This is a genomic window from Bacteroidetes bacterium SB0662_bin_6 (assembly GCA_009839485.1).
GTDB lineage: Bacteria > Bacteroidota > Rhodothermia > Rhodothermales > VXPQ01 > VXPQ01.
In genome coordinates, this window is record VXPQ01000021.1 from 20514 (window position 1) to 37168 (window position 16655).

15 protein-coding genes are annotated in these 16655 nt (G+C 59.2%); 9 read left to right on the forward strand and 6 right to left on the reverse strand.

Going from position 1 to position 16655, the window contains the following annotated elements; all coding sequences use genetic code 11:
- The first annotated feature begins 44 nt into the window (after positions 1–44).
- Genes F4Y00_03235 through accC form a run of 3 tightly spaced genes read left to right on the forward strand, consistent with a single transcriptional unit; the run spans position 45 to position 4022 of the window.
- Entirely contained in the window at positions 45–779 is a 735-nt protein-coding gene (locus F4Y00_03235; GenBank protein ID MYE03974.1) for a hypothetical protein, read from the forward strand.
- Between the two features lie 55 nt (positions 780–834).
- Positions 835–2481 (forward strand): HD domain-containing protein, encoded by a 1647-nt coding sequence (locus F4Y00_03240; protein ID MYE03975.1) that lies wholly within the window; start codon positions 835–837, stop codon positions 2479–2481.
- Complete coding sequence (gene accC / locus F4Y00_03245) at positions 2478–4022, forward strand: acetyl-CoA carboxylase biotin carboxylase subunit (GenBank protein ID MYE03976.1); 1545 nt, start codon at positions 2478–2480, stop codon at positions 4020–4022. The genes F4Y00_03240 and accC overlap by 4 nt, the downstream gene beginning before the upstream one ends.
- A gap of 3 nt (positions 4023–4025) precedes the next feature.
- Here accC and F4Y00_03250 read toward each other — a convergent pair whose 3' ends face one another.
- On the reverse strand, positions 4026–5516 hold the full coding sequence (locus F4Y00_03250; GenBank protein MYE03977.1) for a mercuric reductase: 1491 nt from the start codon (positions 5514–5516) through the stop codon (positions 4026–4028).
- A 16-nt stretch (positions 5517–5532) separates the two neighbouring features.
- A complete protein-coding gene (locus F4Y00_03255) occupies positions 5533–5808 on the reverse strand; it encodes a TfoX/Sxy family protein (GenBank protein MYE03978.1) in 276 nt (91 codons plus the stop codon).
- A 184-nt stretch (positions 5809–5992) separates the two neighbouring features.
- On the opposite strand from F4Y00_03255, the gene F4Y00_03260 reads away from it, so the two are divergent.
- Complete coding sequence (locus tag F4Y00_03260) at positions 5993–7132, forward strand: site-specific DNA-methyltransferase (protein MYE03979.1); 1140 nt, start codon at positions 5993–5995, stop codon at positions 7130–7132.
- Positions 7133–7137: 5 nt separating this feature from the next.
- On the opposite strand, the gene F4Y00_03265 is transcribed toward F4Y00_03260, so the two are convergent.
- The gene (locus F4Y00_03265; protein ID MYE03980.1) at positions 7138–7719 is read right to left on the reverse strand and encodes an MjaI family restriction endonuclease; all 582 of its coding nucleotides are present in this window, start codon (positions 7717–7719) and stop codon (positions 7138–7140) included.
- Between the two features lie 71 nt (positions 7720–7790).
- Positions 7791–8399 (reverse strand): Holliday junction branch migration protein RuvA, encoded by a 609-nt coding sequence (gene ruvA / locus F4Y00_03270; GenBank protein MYE03981.1) that lies wholly within the window; start codon positions 8397–8399, stop codon positions 7791–7793.
- Between the two features lie 126 nt (positions 8400–8525).
- On the opposite strand from ruvA, the gene F4Y00_03275 reads away from it, so the two are divergent.
- Entirely contained in the window at positions 8526–9923 is a 1398-nt protein-coding gene (locus F4Y00_03275) for an amidohydrolase family protein (protein MYE03982.1), read from the forward strand.
- Positions 9924–9951: 28 nt separating this feature from the next.
- Here the strand turns inward: F4Y00_03275 and F4Y00_03280 are convergent, their stop codons facing one another.
- Both F4Y00_03280 and F4Y00_03285 read right to left on the reverse strand, forming a co-directional pair.
- Complete coding sequence (locus tag F4Y00_03280; protein MYE03983.1) at positions 9952–10614, reverse strand: methyltransferase domain-containing protein; 663 nt, start codon at positions 10612–10614, stop codon at positions 9952–9954.
- A 41-nt stretch (positions 10615–10655) separates the two neighbouring features.
- Positions 10656–12308 (reverse strand): alpha-D-glucose phosphate-specific phosphoglucomutase, encoded by a 1653-nt coding sequence (locus F4Y00_03285; GenBank protein ID MYE03984.1) that lies wholly within the window; start codon positions 12306–12308, stop codon positions 10656–10658.
- 419 nt (positions 12309–12727) lie between these two features.
- Here F4Y00_03285 and F4Y00_03290 point away from each other — a divergent pair, with 419 nt between their 5' ends.
- From F4Y00_03290 to F4Y00_03305, 4 genes are all read left to right on the forward strand, one after another.
- The gene (locus tag F4Y00_03290; GenBank protein ID MYE03985.1) at positions 12728–14284 is read left to right on the forward strand and encodes a response regulator; all 1557 of its coding nucleotides are present in this window, start codon (positions 12728–12730) and stop codon (positions 14282–14284) included.
- Entirely contained in the window at positions 14281–14718 is a 438-nt protein-coding gene (gene tsaE / locus F4Y00_03295) for a tRNA (adenosine(37)-N6)-threonylcarbamoyltransferase complex ATPase subunit type 1 TsaE (protein MYE03986.1), read from the forward strand. Before F4Y00_03290 ends, tsaE begins: the two co-directional genes overlap by 4 nt.
- Complete coding sequence (locus tag F4Y00_03300) at positions 14598–15989, forward strand: bifunctional folylpolyglutamate synthase/dihydrofolate synthase (GenBank protein ID MYE03987.1); 1392 nt, start codon at positions 14598–14600, stop codon at positions 15987–15989. The genes tsaE and F4Y00_03300 overlap by 121 nt, the downstream gene beginning before the upstream one ends.
- Positions 15990–16331: 342 nt before the next feature.
- The gene (locus F4Y00_03305; GenBank protein MYE03988.1) at positions 16332–16652 is read left to right on the forward strand and encodes a hypothetical protein; all 321 of its coding nucleotides are present in this window, start codon (positions 16332–16334) and stop codon (positions 16650–16652) included.
- Positions 16653–16655 lie beyond the last annotated feature (3 nt).

The window sequence follows — 16655 nt, forward strand, 5'->3', positions numbered from 1 at the left end:
GATCCGGCATGACCGATTAATCGTCAACACGCCAACCTTCAGCCATGGGCGAGTACAAACCCGATCGACCCGTTCCGGACCAAAGCGCACGCAAAAGCAGTTCGGGCATACCGGCCTGGCTGTTTGCGGTCCTGGTGATCGCCCTTCTAACGCTTCTCGGCATGGGCGGCCGTTACTACCTCCACGGGAATCTCAACGCCATCCATGGGCTCTTCAGTCTCTTTTTCTCCACCAATCTGCTGATTTGCTATTGGGAGATGTGTCTCTTCCTCCGACGGGACTATATCGAGAAGCGTACCGGGTACTGGCGCGGACGACAACGTGAAATCGGCCGAATACCGGCTCCTGAGTTTCTATCCACCCGCGTGCCGTTGACACGGACATTGTCCCCGACGGTGTGGGCGGATGTCTGGGCAGTGTACTCGATGATCGACCCAGCCTATTCGGATCGACGCACGTTCGGTTTCAACGTCGATATCGGCAACGGTTTCTTTACGCCGGTTCCGACACTGATCCTTTACGCAACCTATACGGCCGGTTTCCTGCCGGCTGTCGTTGCCGGCATTATTGGCGCCATGCTGTTCTGGCAGTGGACGTACGTATCGTCGCTCTACTGGGTCAGTTTCTTTGTGGCCGGAAGCCGGGCCCACATCACCAGGGGCGAGTTTTACATCTATGTAGGCGCCACGAACGCCTTCTGGGTGATATGCCCGTTGTTGGGATTGTACGTCTCCGTGCGCCTGATCCTGGACGGCGCCTACAGCGTGCTGGGCTTTTGATCACCGGTTTAGTACGAATACTCCTCTGACCCCCCGAAAGAACATAGCATCCGGCCTGGCCGACACGTTGCGTGCCGGTCCCTTTGCATCTTTGTTGCACAGGGTCGGACAGGTTGCCGACAGAGAGGGCATCGACGTATGGCTGGTGGGAGGAGCCGTACGGGACATTCTTCTGGACAGGTCCGTCCCGGAACTGGATTTCGTATCGGTTGGACCCGGCAGCGGCATCCGCCTCGCCAAAGCGCTTGCCAAAGAACTCGGCGGACGCACCGTGCATGTGTACAAGACGTATGGAACCGCCGCCATCCGCGTACCCCATCCGGGGATCCATGGAAAATCCGGGGACCGAAAGACGCTTTCCCTGGAATTCGTGGCGGCACGGAAAGAGAGCTACCGCCGCGAATCGAGAAAGCCTGTGGTCGAAGACGGCTCGCTGCTGGATGATCTGCGGCGGCGCGACTTCACGATAAACGCGATGGCGGCCGCCATGAACCCGGATCGTTTCGGAGTGCTGAAGGATCCGTTCAAAGGGCTGGGGGACTTGTCCGAGGAAGTGCTGAAAACCCCTCTCGATCCCGGTGCTACGTTCGAAGACGATCCGCTCCGGATGATCCGGGCCGCACGATTTGCAACCCGACTGCAGTTCCGGATCGAGGCGGAGGCGCTGCATGCCATGAAACGGCAGGCCGGGCGTATCGCCATCGTGAGCGGGGAGCGCATTACGGACGAACTGCAGAAGATCATCTGCGCCGCATGTCCCTCGGTGGGGTTCCGGATTCTTTTAAATGCCGGGCTGCTGAAACACATTCTGCCGGAGCTCACTGCGCTGCAGGGCGTCGAGACCGTGGACGGCCATCGCCACAAAGACAATTTCTTCCATACGCTGCAAGTCCTCGATAACCTCTCGGCGATGACGGCGAACCGGAGCGGCGAGGAGACGTGCTATCTGCGCTGGGCAGCGCTTCTGCACGACATCGGAAAGCCGCGCACCAAACGATTTTCGTCCACCGCCGGATGGACCTTTCACGGGCATGAAGAGGTCGGTGCGAGAATGATTCCCGGCATCTTCAAAAAGCTTCGGCTTCCCTCCGGCGATCCGGTAAAATACGTGCAGAAACTCATCCGGCTGCACCACCGGCCCGTATCCCTTGTGGACGAGGAGGTCACCGATTCCGCCGTCCGGCGGCTCCTTTTCGAAGCAGGAGACGATATCGACGATCTGATGACGCTGGTTCGGGCGGACATCACGTCCAAGAATCCCAAACGTGTACGCCGCTATCTCGCCGCATTCGATCACGTCGAGGATAAAATGCGGAAGGTCGAGGAAAAGGATCGCCTTCGTAATTTTCGCCCCCCCGTGGACGGACGCGAGATCATGCAGACCCTGGGCATCGGAGAATCTGTGGTGGTCGGCATCATCAAGGAAACGATCCGGGAGGCGATTCTGGAGGGAGACATCCCCAACGAACACGACGCCGCGTTCCAGCTCATGATGGAAATCAAGGACGACGCGCTGCGGCGCGGCGCCCTCTTCGAGGAGTTTATCGCGCAACTCGAAGGACCGGAAAACGCGGCCATCGGCGCGGTCAAGGAGGTCGTTTTTTCCGGGGAGTTGCCGGAGGACCGCGCTGCCGCCTGGCAGTATCTGACGGACATCAAGAACAGCGTGACCGCACGCCGCAGGGAGGAAAACGGGATATGAGCCGCAAACCGATCCGCAAAATTCTGGTCGCCAACCGGGGCGAGATCGCCGTGCGCGTCTTTCGAACGTGCCGGGAACTGGGCGTATCGACCGTGGCCGTTTTCAGCGAGGCGGATCGCAGCGCCTTCCACGTCCGCTTTGCCGACGAAGCTTTCTTGATCGGGCCTGCTCCTGCCGCACAGTCCTATCTTGACGCCTCGAAAATTGTTGATGCGGCCCTTCAGTGTGGCGCCGACGCCATTCATCCCGGATACGGATTCCTTTCGGAGAATGCCGCTTTCGCCGAAACGTGCGCGGAAGCGGGGGTCACGTTTATCGGGCCGCCTCCGGAAGCCATTCGCAATATGGGGGACAAGACGAAGGCGCGGGCCCTGATGCAGCAGGCAGGCGTGCCCGTGGCGCCCGGTTCCCCGGCCATCGCGGAGGACTCGCCCTCTGATAAGGTGACGGCGATTGCCGCAGAAATCGGTTTCCCCATACTGGTCAAGGCTGCTGCGGGCGGGGGCGGCAAGGGAATGCGCGTCGTCCATTCTGAAGACGATCTCCAGCGGGCCGTAGCCGCCGCGCAGAGCGAAGCCCGGGCTGCGTTCGGCGACGGGCGCATTTTCATCGAGAAATACATTGAGGAGCCCCGCCATATCGAGTTTCAGGTGCTGGCGGATGCACAGGGCCATACGGTGCATCTGTTCGAACGGGAATGTTCGATCCAGCGGCGTCATCAGAAGGTGGTCGAGGAAGCGCCTTCTCCCGTAATGACCCCGGAGGTGCGCGTACGCATGGGGCAGGCGGCTGTCGATGCGGCGCGCGCCTGCGGATATGTGAATGCGGGAACGGTCGAGTTTCTGGTGGATGCGGACCTGAACTTTTATTTCATGGAGATGAACACTCGTCTCCAGGTCGAGCATCCGGTGACGGAATGGATCACGGGCATTGATCTCGTAGCCGAACAGATCCGCATCGCAGAGGGAGAATCTCTTCGTGTGAAACAGGACGACCTGCACATGCACGGGCACGCCATCGAATGCCGGGTGTATGCGGAAGACCCGGAAAACGAATTTCTTCCCGATCCGGGCGCACTGGTGCGCCATGCGCCGCCTTCCGGGTCTGGTGTGCGGGTGGACGCGGGCGTGGAGTCGGGCGACCGCGTGGAAATCCACTACGATCCGATGATTTCCAAGCTCACCACATGGGGCAGAACCCGTCCGGAAGCCATCCGGCGCATGGTGCGGGCGCTGGATGAATATGAAGTGACCGGAGTTCGCACCACTATCCCGTTTTGCCGGTATGTCATGGAGCATGACGCCTACGTGTCCGGGCGGTTCGACACGCACTTTGTAGCGCGTCATTTCTCCGACGGACTCCCTGCATCGGATAAGGATGACCTTATCGAAGCGGCAGTGCTGGCGGCGGCGCTGCACCACATCGGACGATCCGCTGCTTCCGGAGCGGCAGGCCGTCCCGGGAATAATGAAAACAGCCAGGGGAGCGAACGATCCGGCACGGCAGGGAGCCGCTGGCTGGATCGCAGGGAATACCGGTAGGCCCTAGACGATCTGGTCCGGCCCGTACTCGAGCACCCGGCCCCGATAGCCGAACAGGCGTTTCAACACGCGGATGAGCGCCGGCGAGTACCGCTTGATGTACCACTGGTCCGCCGCCCGCCGCACACCCAGTCCATAGGAAGGGTAGGGGTGGATGGCGTCCGAGATATGCCTCAGGGAGATGCCCCGCCGCATGGCAAGGGCTAACTCGCAGATCAGGTCGCCGCCCCGGGCGCCCAGGATGGACGCTCCCAGTATTTTCCCGTCGCGCGGGCGGGCGTGTACCTTGATCATGCCGTAATCCTCCCGCTCGGTGATGGCGCGGTCGATCTTGTCATAAGGGAACCGGAGCGTCTCGTATTTTTTGCCTGCCGCGCGGAGCGCATCTTCCGTGGCGCCCACATGCGCTAGTTCGGGGTCGGCATAGGTGGTCCAGGGGAGGTGCGCGGCGTCGATTTTTGCAGGCGCTTTCAGCAGGGCGTTCATCGTCGCCACCTTGGCCATATGCTCGCTCATGTGCGTAAAGGCGAATCGGCCGGTCACGTCCCCGACGGCGTAGATCCCGGAGCGGGAGGTCCTGCACCGGTCGTCCACCTTGATACCTCGGGCGTCATACGCCACGCCTGCGGCCTCGAGGTTGAGCGCTGCGACATTGGGTTTCCGTCCGGCGGCCACAAGAAGCGCATCACCATGGAGAACAAGGTTTTCGGGATTATCGCCCGAGGTTCCACCGCCATCGATCCGCACGGCTATGCCGTCTCCTCGCTCCTGCACGGAGGATACGTTCGCGCTCAGCACGTACCGGATGCCCTCTTCTTCGAGGCGGGCCTGCAGCATGCCCGCGAGTTCCTCGTCATCCCGAAAGAGAATGCGGGGTTCCCGGTCAATCACGGTGACGTCGGAGCCAAGGCGCCGGAATGCCTGCGCCATCTCGGTGCCGATGGGGCCGGCTCCGAGCACGATAAGATGCCGGGGCTGTTCGGTCAGTTCAAAGATGGTTTCGTTTGTGAGAAAGGGCGCCTCCCGAAGGCCTTCGATCGGAGGAATAAAGGCCCGGCCTCCCGTAGCGATGATGAACCGGCGCGCGGAGAACCGTTCCGTTGCTCCATCCGAAGCGATCTCGATGGTCCCGGGGTTTGTGAACCGGGCGGTTCCCTGTTTCACATCGATCCCCATGTTTTCGTAAATCTCCGGAGCGTCCGCCTCTTCGTAAATGTGATCACGCAACGCGTGGACCCCCGCAATGACCTCCGAAAAATCCACCGACACCTCGCCCGTCCGAACGCCGAACTCCCCGCATCTTCGCGCGCTGTGCGCCGCATGCGCCGCGCTCAGAAGCGCTTTGCTGGGTACGCAACCGTACCAGGTGCAGTCGCCGCCGAGTCGGGCCTGCTCCACCATGAGGGTGCGGGCGCCGAAACTGGCGCCTACCCCCGAAGCAGTGAGGCCGGCTGCGCCGCCTCCAATGACAATGAGATCATAGTCTGTGGGCATCGTACAGGCTGATTTTTCAGGATTTAGAAGGTGCTACATCCAACCGGATATCCGCCTCGCGTTTGAGGGTAGCCTTGCGCTCCGGGCCGAGCGCGTTCCAGTGTTTCCCGGAAAGCGCGCCATCCAGCGCGTAAAGCAGCAGGATCGTGACCTGCCCCGGTCTTTGGTGCTTGAGTATTTTCCAGGCCATGACCGCGCCCATGGCTTCAAGATCGGCGTGCGTATGGATGCCTATATCGTGCAGCCATGCGGCGCTCTTCGGGCCGATGTTTTTCAGGTTTTCGACATCCATGGCAGGCTATGCGGTTCGTCGGAAGCGTCAAACTACGTCATTCCCTGCCATGGGGTTCATTTTCACGGAAATGCGTTGAAAATACCTGTGCTGAGGAACGCTTGCTTCGGTACATTCCTTACAGTACAGTAAGGGGTTATCATGTGGGCAGAATGTGTTCGCTGCATTTCAAGGGGAGGATAGCATGGAAATGACTTCGAGGCTGCTATGCGGTTCCGCTCAGTCTATGGACAAAGTTCCGGATGCATCGGTTGACCTGATCGTAACCTCGCCGCCCTATCCGATGGTCGCCATGTGGGACGATGTATTCGTTTCGCAGGATGGCCGTATCGGTGATCGGTTAGCCCGCGGAGAGGGTCGGGCCGCTTTCGACCTCATGCATCAACTCCTTGATACGGCCTGGGAGGAATGCAGCCGGGTCCTGAAACCGGGCGGTCTTGCCTGCATCAATATTGGCGATGCGACCCGAACTCTGGACGGCGATTTTCAGCTGTACTCCAATCACTCCCGAATACTTGGCTTTTTCCTTGGACACGGATTTGCAGCACTGCCCGACATACTCTGGCGCAAGCAAACAAACGCCCCAAACAAGTTCATGGGGTCCGGGATGTTACCCGTAGGGGCGTACGTGACCTACGAACACGAATACATTCTCGTCCTTCGAAAGGGAAGGCGCAGAAGGTTTGATAAAGAGGCAGAGAAAGATCGCCGTCGGGAAAGCGCCTTCTTTTGGGAAGAGCGTAATGTCTGGTTTTCCGATATGTGGTTTGACATAAAGGGGATCGACCAACGTCTCGTCAACACCGCGGCTCGGGAGCGCAGCGGCGCATTCCCGTTCGAGTTGGCCTACCGGCTCATTTGTATGTTTTCCATCAAGGGGGATACGGTGCTGGATCCATTTGCAGGCACCGGGACCACATTGGTTGCGGCGCTGGCTTCAGGAAGAAATTCGCTGGGCATTGAGATCGACGATACATTACTGCCTGTCGCGCGGACTTTCATGGAGGCTGCGCCGCGCATCGCCGGCGAATACAATCAACGCCGGTTGGTCCGGCATCAAAACTGGGTTCGTACGCGCACGGCAGAGCACGGCCCGCTGAAATACGCGAACCGCCATTACGGTTTTCCGGTGATGACCGCACAAGAACAGCACCTGTTACTGGATGACATCACAGGTATAGGGATCGTCCCTGAAAAAGAGGGTGTGACGGTCTGGGCGCAATATGGAGAAGAGGCCCGGTCTGGCGCGGCATCCTGGTTAGCGAACGCAGCGAAAAAGCCGCCTATAAGAAAGCAAAACACCCAGGTTCAGTTACAACTTTAGATGAGTCAAAAATCGAACGAGACAGTAATTCCACTCTTTTTCTTTTCATAAAGTATCAATTCGCCCTGTATCTCTTCAGGCAGCATATCCTTGACCGCATAGGTTGACGGTTTAACGGAAACCGCCATCGTGCCTATGAAACCATCGATCCCTTGCGATTCCTCATCGGGTGTTGCCATCCGGTAATCGACCCCCTTGCGTTCTGCAATTCTTGCCAAAATAGCTTCCTGAAAGCACAGACCGATAAAGGTTTTTACCAACACAAGATCCTCGACCCATTCACGCACCATGCTTTTGTCGATCTCCTGCATAGCTGCCCGCAACTTCTCTACCATCTCGTAGATTCGATCCGTCGCATTATCCAGCGCTTCGGGCTTTTGCGTTCTGTACCAGGCTTCCCATTCCTCATAGCTTTTCCCGCCAAATTCCTGAAACAATTCGGTCATCTGGCCAACAATCCGCGGGCGTGTCCCTTGGGCATTCTGGTTGGCCAGGTTTATAATCTGGGATGTGTACTTAGGAAAAGCATGCTGTTTCTGCGATACAGCCTCGGCAAGTTCCGCATTTTTAATCTTGAATGTGGGCATGTCTACTGCCGGCAGTTTTCGGTGTCATACTTGCGTTTTTCGTGGTTAAATATGTACCTCACAGAAACGCGCTAATGCTCCCTCAGCACGAGCCGCACCATGTCCTCGACGGTCCCGGTTTCAGGATGGCGCTGGAGAATTTTCCGGAGGGCCTTCTCGGCGGCGGCCCGCGTGTACCCGAGCGATTCGAGGGCGGCCAGTGCATCGATACGCGCAGATCGATCCGGGCCGGATACGCTTTCCCCGTCCGACGCGACGCCCGGCTCCGGCCATTCCATCGCCGCAAAACGGTCCTGCAGTTCCACGATCATACGCTGGGCCATTTTGCGTCCGACCCCCGGAATCCTCGTCAGTATTGCCTCGTCCCCATGCATTACATAGGTCCGGAGATCGTCCGGGCGCATTACCGAAAGAGCGGCCAGCGCCAGTTTCGGCCCGATGCCCGAGACGTTCAGCATCACCTCGAACACCTGTTTTTCCCGTTCGGAAAAAAATCCGTACAGTAGCGCCGCATCCTCCCGCACATGAAAGTGGGTAAAAAGACGCACCGGCTTGTGGACCTCCGGCAGGCGCTCGAAGGTCGAGGTGGTGACAAGCAGTTCGTACCCCACGCCCTGCACGTCGACCACGGCGCGCGTGGGCTGCTTCTCGACAAGTTGACCGGCGATGTAGGCGTACATGGTTGCTGACAGATGCTTCTCATACAGGACGAAACGCCCTGAACGTCGTGTGTCCTGGTGATCTATGCAATATATGCATAGATCAGGCCATCTTTATGCAAAATATGTATATAGTGATTTTGCAAGATGATTCATTCGAGGGTTCGTATACTATCTCCTTCACGACACCTCTGTCTCAATCTACCCATGGAGGTCGATACGATGCGTCAAGTTACGTCATACCTTGCGATGGTATGCATGTTCGTTGTATGCATACTCACCCCCTGCCTCGCCCAGGCCCAGATCGCGTTCGAGCATGTCAATGCCCTGCCCATGACGGACGAAGAAGTACGAACCGACTGGACCGTGCTCGTGGAAGGCGACCGGATCACGGCAGCCGGCCCTGCTGAGGAAGTAGAGGTCCCGGAAACGGCAGAGCGAATCGACGGAACAGGAAAATACCTGATTCCCGGTCTGGCTGAAATGCACGGGCACGTCCCCTCCCCGAACGATGGCGACGAATACATTGCGTCCCTTATGTTTCTGTACATCGCCAACGGGGTCACGACCGTACGCGGCCTCCTTGGAGAACCGGGCCAACTGGCGCTGAAGGACGCCACGGCGGACGGAAGCCTCCTTGGCCCGGCGCTGTATCTTGCAGGCCCGGCCTTCAACGGCGGGACTGTTTCTTCGCCGGAACAAGCGGACCGGCGCGTACGGGAGCAAGTGACCGAAGGATGGGATTATCTGAAGGTGCTTCCGGGGATGACCCTTGAGGAATTCGACGCCATGGCCATGGCCGCGAACGAAGAAGGCATTCCCTTTATCGGACATGTCACCGCCGAGGCGGGACTGATCCACACCATCGAAATGGGGCAGCAAACAATCGACCACCTGGACGGCTACATAGAATATCTGAGAGGCGAAGGAGACACCATTGATCCGGAACGCCTCGAAACCGCCATCGCCATGACGAAGGAATACGGGGTATGGGTCATTCCGACCATGGCGCTCTGGGAAACCATCCTTGGCGTACCGTCCACAGCAGATATGGCGGATTATGAAGAACTGCAATATATGCCGCCGGATATGGTGGCTTCGTGGGGCCGGTCCCAGGACCGGCGCCGGGCAGGAAGCGGGTTCAGCCAGGAACGCCAGGACCTGATTGCAGCCCAGCGCATCGACCTGCTGAGAGCGCTCAACGAGGCCGGCGCACGCATTCTCATGGGCACGGATTCCCCGCAGGTGTTCAGCGTACCGGGTTTTTCGCACCTGCGTGAACTGCCCTTCATGGTGGACGCAGGCATGTCGCCGTACGAAATCCTTGTTTCCGGAACCCGGGCGGTCGGGGACTACCTGCACGAAGAGGATACGTTCGGAACGATTACGGCGGGAAGCCGGGCGGATCTCATCCTGCTCAACAGCAACCCTCTTGAGGACATAATGCGTGTGTTCGACCGGGCCGGGGTAATGGCGCGCGGGCAGTGGGTATCCGAATCGGATATACAGGAACGCCTTGCAGAGATTGCGGCAGGATATCAGTAGGATCCCGAAGTCCCCTGCACATACACGCTTATCGCTTCCGGACCAGCGTGACGCCGTCTGCAATGGGCAGCATGCAGCAGTCCACGCGGTCGTCGTGTGCAATGGCGGTGTTAAGCGCCGCAATGGCGCGGGTGCTGGCGTCGTCTTCGGCAGGATCGAGGACGCGGCCATCGCGCAACACGTTGTCCAGGGCCGCAACGCCTCCCGGGCGCAGAAGCTGCAGGACCAGCTCGTAGTAGATGCCGTACGATTCCTTGTCGGCGTCAATGAATGCAAAATCGTACGTGCCTGCGCGCGCTTCGTCAAGTAATGCCCGCAACGTATCCGCCGCATCTCCCGGACGGAATTCGATTTTGTCCTCCACGCCCGCTTCACGCCAGTTGCGGCGGGCTACGCGCGCATATTCCTCACTCACGTCACACGCCGTCAGGAGGCCGTCGTCCGGAAGCGCCTGGGCGACCACAATGGAACTGTATCCGGTGAACACGCCGACTTCGAGGGCGCGGCGGGCGCCGGTCATGCGCACGAGCATCGCCATGAACGCCCCCTGTTCCGGCGCAATCTGCATCTGGGCTTCCTCCATGGACGCGGTCTCTTCCCGCAATCGCCGCAACACGTCGCTCTCGCGAACGGCGTGACGGACCAGGTATTCATGGAGTTCGGGGGAAAGCCCTATGCTTCGGTTCGACATGGAAGAAACAGATTACATGTGAAAATGGATACGCTCCTCTCCTACACGCCCGCATCCTCAAACACGCGCCGGACCATAGCCTGCGCCTCCTCCTGGATTTGCCGGAGATGTTCTTCCCCGAGAAAACTCTCCGCATAAATCTTGTACAACTCTTCCGTACCGGAGGGTCTTGCGGCAAACCACCCGTTCTCCGTAACCACCTTGAGACCCCCGATCGGAGCATCGTTGCCCGGCGCCTGCGTGAGCTTCGCGGCAATCGGCTCGCCGGCAAGCCCGGCGGCGGTCACCTGCTCGGGAGCAAGGCTTGCAAGCACTGCCTTCTGCGAGCGGGTGGCGGGCGCATCCATGCGTTCGTATACGGGAGATCCGAAACGGTCCTCCAGAAGCGCATAGTGTTCAGCGGGGTCTTTGCCCGTCACAGCGGTTATCTCCGCGGCAAGCAGATTGAGAATGATACCATCCTTGTCGGTCGTCCATACCGAGCCGTCCTTGCGCAGGAACGATGCCCCGGCGCTCTCCTCTCCGCCAAAACCGTAGGACCCATCGACCAGCCCGTCCACGAACCACTTGAACCCCACCGGGACTTCCGCAAGGCGCCGTCCCAGGCCGTCAGCCACCCGATCAATCATGGAACTGGATACGAGGGTCTTGCCGATCGCTGCGGCCCCGGGCCAGCGCGGGCGATGCTGGAACAGGTATCCGATCGCGACGGACAGGTAATGATTGGGACGCATCAATCCGCTTGTCTTCGTCACGACGCCATGCCGGTCAAAATCGGGATCGTTGCCGAACGCGATATCGAACCGGTCTTTCAGCCCGACGAGGCTTGCCATGGCGTACGGCGAGGAACAATCCATGCGGATTTTCCCGTCCCTGTCGAGCGTCATGAACGAAAAGGTCGGATCCAGGACGGGGTTGACCACCTTGATGTCGAGTCCGTACCGGTCTGCCACAGGCTCCCAGTACGCTACCCCCGCCCCGCCCATGGGATCGGCGCCGATCTTCAGACCGGAGGACGCAACAGCTTCCATGTCCAGCACCTGGGCGAGGTCCTCTACATACGGCGTCATAAAATCCACTTCCCGGGTCGTATCCGCCTTGCGGGCCTGCATGATCGTCGTGCGCCGGATCCCCTGCAAACCGGTTTCGAGGAGTTCGTTCGCCCGATCCTGGATCTGCCCGGTCGTTGCCGCATCGGCAGGCCCCCCTGTAGGCGGATTATACTTGAACCCCCCGTCCTCCGGAGGATTATGGGACGGGGTGATGATGACGCCGTCCGCCAGCCCGCCTGTACGTTGTGCGTTATACCGGAGAATAGCGTGCGACAGCACAGGGGTAGGCGTGTAGCCCTGTCCCTTTTCCACATGCACAATCACCTCGTTGCCCGCAAACACTTCGAGGGCCGTCGTAAAGGCCGCTTCCGACAAGGCATGGGTATCCATACCGATCAGGAGCGGGCCATCGATCCCGTTTGCGGCGCGCACCTCGGCGGTGGCCTGGCATATCGCGGCAATGTGGTCGTCGTTGAACGAACCTCCGGGCGAAGTACCCCGATGCCCCGACGTGCCGAACGCCACGCGCTGCCCCGGATCCCGGGGATCCGGCCTGACCGAAAAATAGGCGGCGATCAGCCGGGGAATGTTGACGAGGAGGTCAGAGGGAACCGGCTTCCCCGCAAGGGCATGGTGCGCCATGGTCGGGTAGAGCGAGAGCGTATGTGCGCCAGGAATACGTAGTGCCGGGCATAAGGTACGACAATGTTACGGATACTCTGATCAAAACCACTTCGCTCAGCGCTTCACTTTCGTGCGTGAAGCGCCCTTCGGGAGGCTGAGAGAAGCACGCTGGCCGCGTCATTCCTCATTATGTGGGGGCCTGCCACATTGCTTCGTCATTCCTTGCCAGCGCACTTCTCTCAGCCTCTGAGCTTTGTGGACTTAATTAGAGTATCCGTGCGGATACTCTTACCTTTCCGGAGGAACACGAAGCGCCTTCCCGAATGTATGAAGGCCGGTTGCGAAGCACAGAAAAAACGCAACGCGAACATACTAAAGGATAATCTGCGCGCCGCCCCCGCCGCGCATCGCAGAAAACGCCCACACGCCCCAACCCTATGCCCGGCAAACCGAAAATCCTTTGGGCGGACGACGAAATAGACCTCTTGCGTCCGCATATTCTCTTTCTGGAAACGAGGGGGTATGACGTCACCAGTGTGACGAACGGCGCCGACGCCATCGGACAGGCGGACCACACACGCTACGATGTGATCCTGCTGGACGAACAGATGCCGGGCATGGGAGGCATCGATATTCTCGAAGAACTCAAGCAGAAGGCCCCGGAAACACCCGTGGTCATGGTCACGAAAAGCGAAGAGGAACGCCTCATGGAAGAGGCGCTCGGCGGACAGATCAGCGATTATCTGACCAAGCCGGTCAACCCGAGCCAGATATTGCTCACCATCAAGCGGCTTCTCGATCATAACCGGCTTCGCACGGAAAAGGTCTCCCGCGATTATCTGCAGTCGTTCAACCGGATCACCCAGGCCCTCATGAACCCTCTCACGCACGCGGAGTGGGTGGACGTATACAGACAACTGGTGCATTACGACCTCGAACTGAAAGGCGACGAAGGCGCCCGGAAAATTCTCGAGGATCAGTACCGGGAAGCGAACCGGGCATTCGGCAGGTTCATCGAAGACGAGTATCCCTCATGGATTCATGCGCGCCCGGGCGAAGAACGCCCGACGCTCTCGCACGAAGTGATTCCGAGATACGTCTTTCCAAAAATGGGATCCGGGAAGCCGGTCATCTTTATGGTCATAGATTGTATGCGGTATGACCAGTGGCTGGAACTGGAAACGCTGTTGTACGACCTGTTCGATATAGAAAAGGAATTCTACTACTCGATCCTCCCCACGGCGACCCCGTATTCCCGCAACGCCATTTTCAGCGGCCTGTTGCCCGCGGACATTGCGAAACGCTACCGGACCATGTGGGAGAATGGAGAGGACGACGAACATAGCCGGAACCGCAACGAGGAGCAGTTTCTCCGGGACCTGATGAAACGGCATACGCTCGATCCCAGGATACGCTACGAAAAACTGGTCAAGTCGCGGGAGGGGCACGAATTCGCCCGGCAGACGGATGCATTCGTGTCGCAGGACCTTAGCGCCATCGTGATCAATTTCGTGGATATTCTGGCGCACAGCCGGTCCGATTCGGATGTGCTCAAGGAAATCGCCCCGGACGAGCGGGCGTACCGGGCCCTGACGCGCACCTGGTTCGAACATTCCTGGCTGTACCAGGCCTTTGCCGAATTTGCCCGCACGGAATGCACTATCGTGGTGACGACCGATCACGGAGCCATCCGGAGCCTGCGTTCCACCAAAGTCCATGGCGACCGGAATACCTCCACGGCGCTGCGCTACAAGTATGGCCGCAACGTGAAATGCAACGGGAAACATGCGATTCTGGTAGAGAACCCCGAGGCGTACGGCCTTCCGAAAAACGAGGCGAATACAAATTATATCATCGCCAAGGAGGACTATTATTTCGTGTATCCCACGAATTTCCACCACTATCAGAATCTGTATCGGGACACGATGCAGCACGGCGGCGCCTCGCTCGAAGAAATGGTGCTGCCTGTCGTGACCCTGCGTCCCAAGGCATGAAACATCTTTTCCCTGCACACACTTCCGGTGCAGCGGAAACCCGCCGGCTTGGGCGCACCGTTGCAAAACAACTTCAGGCGGGGGACGTGGTCGGCCTGTACGGAAATCTCGGAGTGGGAAAGACGGTGTTTGCGCAAGGGTTGTGCGAGGGGCTCGGGCTGGCCGCCGAACAGATTACCAGCCCCACATTCTCCATCCTGCACGAGTACGAAGGCGGCACCTGGCCTGTCTATCATTTCGACGCCTACCGTATTGAAAAACCGGACGAATTCTTCGATATCGGGTACGAGGAGTATTTCTTTGGAAACGGCGTATGTATCATCGAGTGGGCCGAGCGCATCGAGCCGCTGCTGCCCCCGGAAACGTTACGGTTTCGCATGAAACACGAAACGGAAAACGAACGAAGCATCCACTTCGGCGGGATTGCGCCATGATGCGCGAGATCGACGCCCTGCTTGCAAAACTTCCCCGATTTTCAGAGCAGGGAATATGGAAACCGGGCCTCGAACGTACGCACCATCTTCTCGACGCCCTTGGACGCCCGCAGGATGCGTTCGATATCGTGCATGTGGCCGGTACGAACGGCAAGGGATCCACCGCATCGTTTCTTGCCGCAATGAGCCGCGCTGCGGGACTGCGAACCGGGCTTCATACGTCGCCGCACCTGTGGAAGGTGACGGAACGTATGCGGATCAACGGACAGGCTGCGCCGGAAAACTGGCTGGCCGACGCCCTGCGGCGCACCCGATCTCTTGTCGAAAAAACGCAACCGAGCTATTTCGAACTGACCTTCGCACTCAGCCTGTTGTACTTTGCGGAACATGGCGCGGATCTGGCTGTCGTCGAGACGGGGATGGGCGGGCGGCTCGACGCCACGAATGTACTCAGCCCGGTGCTCTCGATCATCACCGAGATCAGCCTCGATCACACCCGGTTTCTGGGGCATACCCTCGAACATATTGCCCAGGAGAAGGCAGGTATCGTCAAACCCGGCATCCCCGTGGTAACGAGCGCCCGGTCCCCTGCGGTCGAAGTGATCGAAGAGATTGCCGAAACGCGCGGCGCCCCGGTACACCGGATCGAACGGGAGGTGCAGATGCTGTCGGAATCCATTGCCTTGACGAAATCGACGGTTACGGTATCCACGCCGAGCCGAACCTTCCAGGACCTGCATGTGGGATTGGCCGGGAAACATCAGATCCGGAATGCCATGACCGCGCTGCGAGCGGCGGAATTATTGCATATCGACAAACGCGCCGTGCATACGGGCATGCGGGAGGTCTGCACCCTGAGCGGACTGCATGGCCGTTGGGAAGTGCTGGGCGAAAAGCCTCTGGTGGTGACGGATGCGGCGCATAATGCGGATGCGCTGGCTGCTACCCTCCATCACCTGAAGGCTTTCAGGCGGGCAGGAAGCGCCCTGACCGTGCTGTTCGGCGTCATGCGGGATAAAGATACAGGGGCCATGGGGAAACTGCTCGCGGAGGCCGGTGCATACGTCCGGCCCGTGAAACCGGTGTCCGACCGCATGTGCACTCCTGAAGAACTGGCCGGGGTGCTGCGGAACGCAGGCGTCCGGGTCGGCGAGCCCTGCACCATTCGGGAAGGTATCCGGGCTTTCCTTGCCGAAGCATCTGCTGCGGATACGTTGCTGACGACCGGTTCGCACCGCATTGCAGTGCGTCCGGAAGACCTTTCCCCATGACCTTGTCCGAGGCACATTGCATAATTTTTCAGAATGATAATTTGACTTCCCGTCAGGAAAACCTATCTTGTTACCCGGAGAGCAGGTCATTGCCATACGTTATAGCTATAGGTTATCGTATGTGCGCTCTCGAAGCTCCCTGGTCCCAGCGGCCCATCTTTCTGTCTGGACCACGGCAGATCATTCATCCCACCGAGTTTATTTTTGTACCCCTTTCAGACGCTGTAGCGTCCATTGTGAGGCCGGCACGAATAACGCGGAACCCCTTTCCGATCGTTTAGGCCGGCATTCATCCTTCGTACGGATCCACGGGATCCGTTCCCAACCTCTTATCTGGCAACGATGAACATCCACGAATTGCAAAAGAAAAAACTGCCGGAACTCAAGGAAATCGCTCGCAGTCTCGGCCTGAGCGGCTATTCCCAGAGCCGCAAGGAAGATTTGATTTATCGCATCATAGAGGCGAATGCAGAGGTCGTTGCAGGCAACGGTTCCATGCGAACCCGCCCGACCCGCCCGAATCAGGATCTCAGCCGTCCATCCGAAGACCGCGTCCGCCCGGAGGACGGTCGTGCGCGTCCGGCGGAAAACCATACCGCCTCCGGGGAAAACCTCTCCCCGGGGGGCGGGGGGGGCGGCCGGACGGGGGCGGGGGGGGTGTGAGAG

Bases quoted from the DNA above. Each gene is read 5' to 3' on its own strand.
- F4Y00_03235 (MYE03974.1), top strand. From the start codon at position 45: ATGGGCGAGTACAAACCCGATCGACCCGTTCCGGACCAAAGCGCACGC.
- accC (MYE03976.1), top strand. From the start codon at position 2,478: ATGAGCCGCAAACCGATCCGCAAAATTCTGGTCGCCAACCGGGGCGAG.
- F4Y00_03250 (MYE03977.1), bottom strand. From the start codon at position 5,516: ATGCCCACAGACTATGATCTCATTGTCATTGGAGGCGGCGCAGCCGGC.
- F4Y00_03255 (MYE03978.1), bottom strand. From the start codon at position 5,808: ATGGATGTCGAAAACCTGAAAAACATCGGCCCGAAGAGCGCCGCATGG.
- F4Y00_03260 (MYE03979.1), top strand. From the start codon at position 5,993: ATGGAAATGACTTCGAGGCTGCTATGCGGTTCCGCTCAGTCTATGGAC.
- F4Y00_03265 (MYE03980.1), bottom strand. From the start codon at position 7,719: ATGCCCACATTCAAGATTAAAAATGCGGAACTTGCCGAGGCTGTATCG.
- ruvA (MYE03981.1), bottom strand. From the start codon at position 8,399: ATGTACGCCTACATCGCCGGTCAACTTGTCGAGAAGCAGCCCACGCGC.
- F4Y00_03275 (MYE03982.1), top strand. From the start codon at position 8,526: ATGATTCATTCGAGGGTTCGTATACTATCTCCTTCACGACACCTCTGT.
- F4Y00_03280 (MYE03983.1), bottom strand. From the start codon at position 10,614: ATGTCGAACCGAAGCATAGGGCTTTCCCCCGAACTCCATGAATACCTG.
- F4Y00_03285 (MYE03984.1), bottom strand. From the start codon at position 12,308: ATGGCGCACCATGCCCTTGCGGGGAAGCCGGTTCCCTCTGACCTCCTC.
- F4Y00_03290 (MYE03985.1), top strand. From the start codon at position 12,728: ATGCCCGGCAAACCGAAAATCCTTTGGGCGGACGACGAAATAGACCTC.
- tsaE (MYE03986.1), top strand. From the start codon at position 14,281: ATGAAACATCTTTTCCCTGCACACACTTCCGGTGCAGCGGAAACCCGC.
- F4Y00_03300 (MYE03987.1), top strand. From the start codon at position 14,598: ATGTATCATCGAGTGGGCCGAGCGCATCGAGCCGCTGCTGCCCCCGGA.
- F4Y00_03305 (MYE03988.1), top strand. From the start codon at position 16,332: ATGAACATCCACGAATTGCAAAAGAAAAAACTGCCGGAACTCAAGGAA.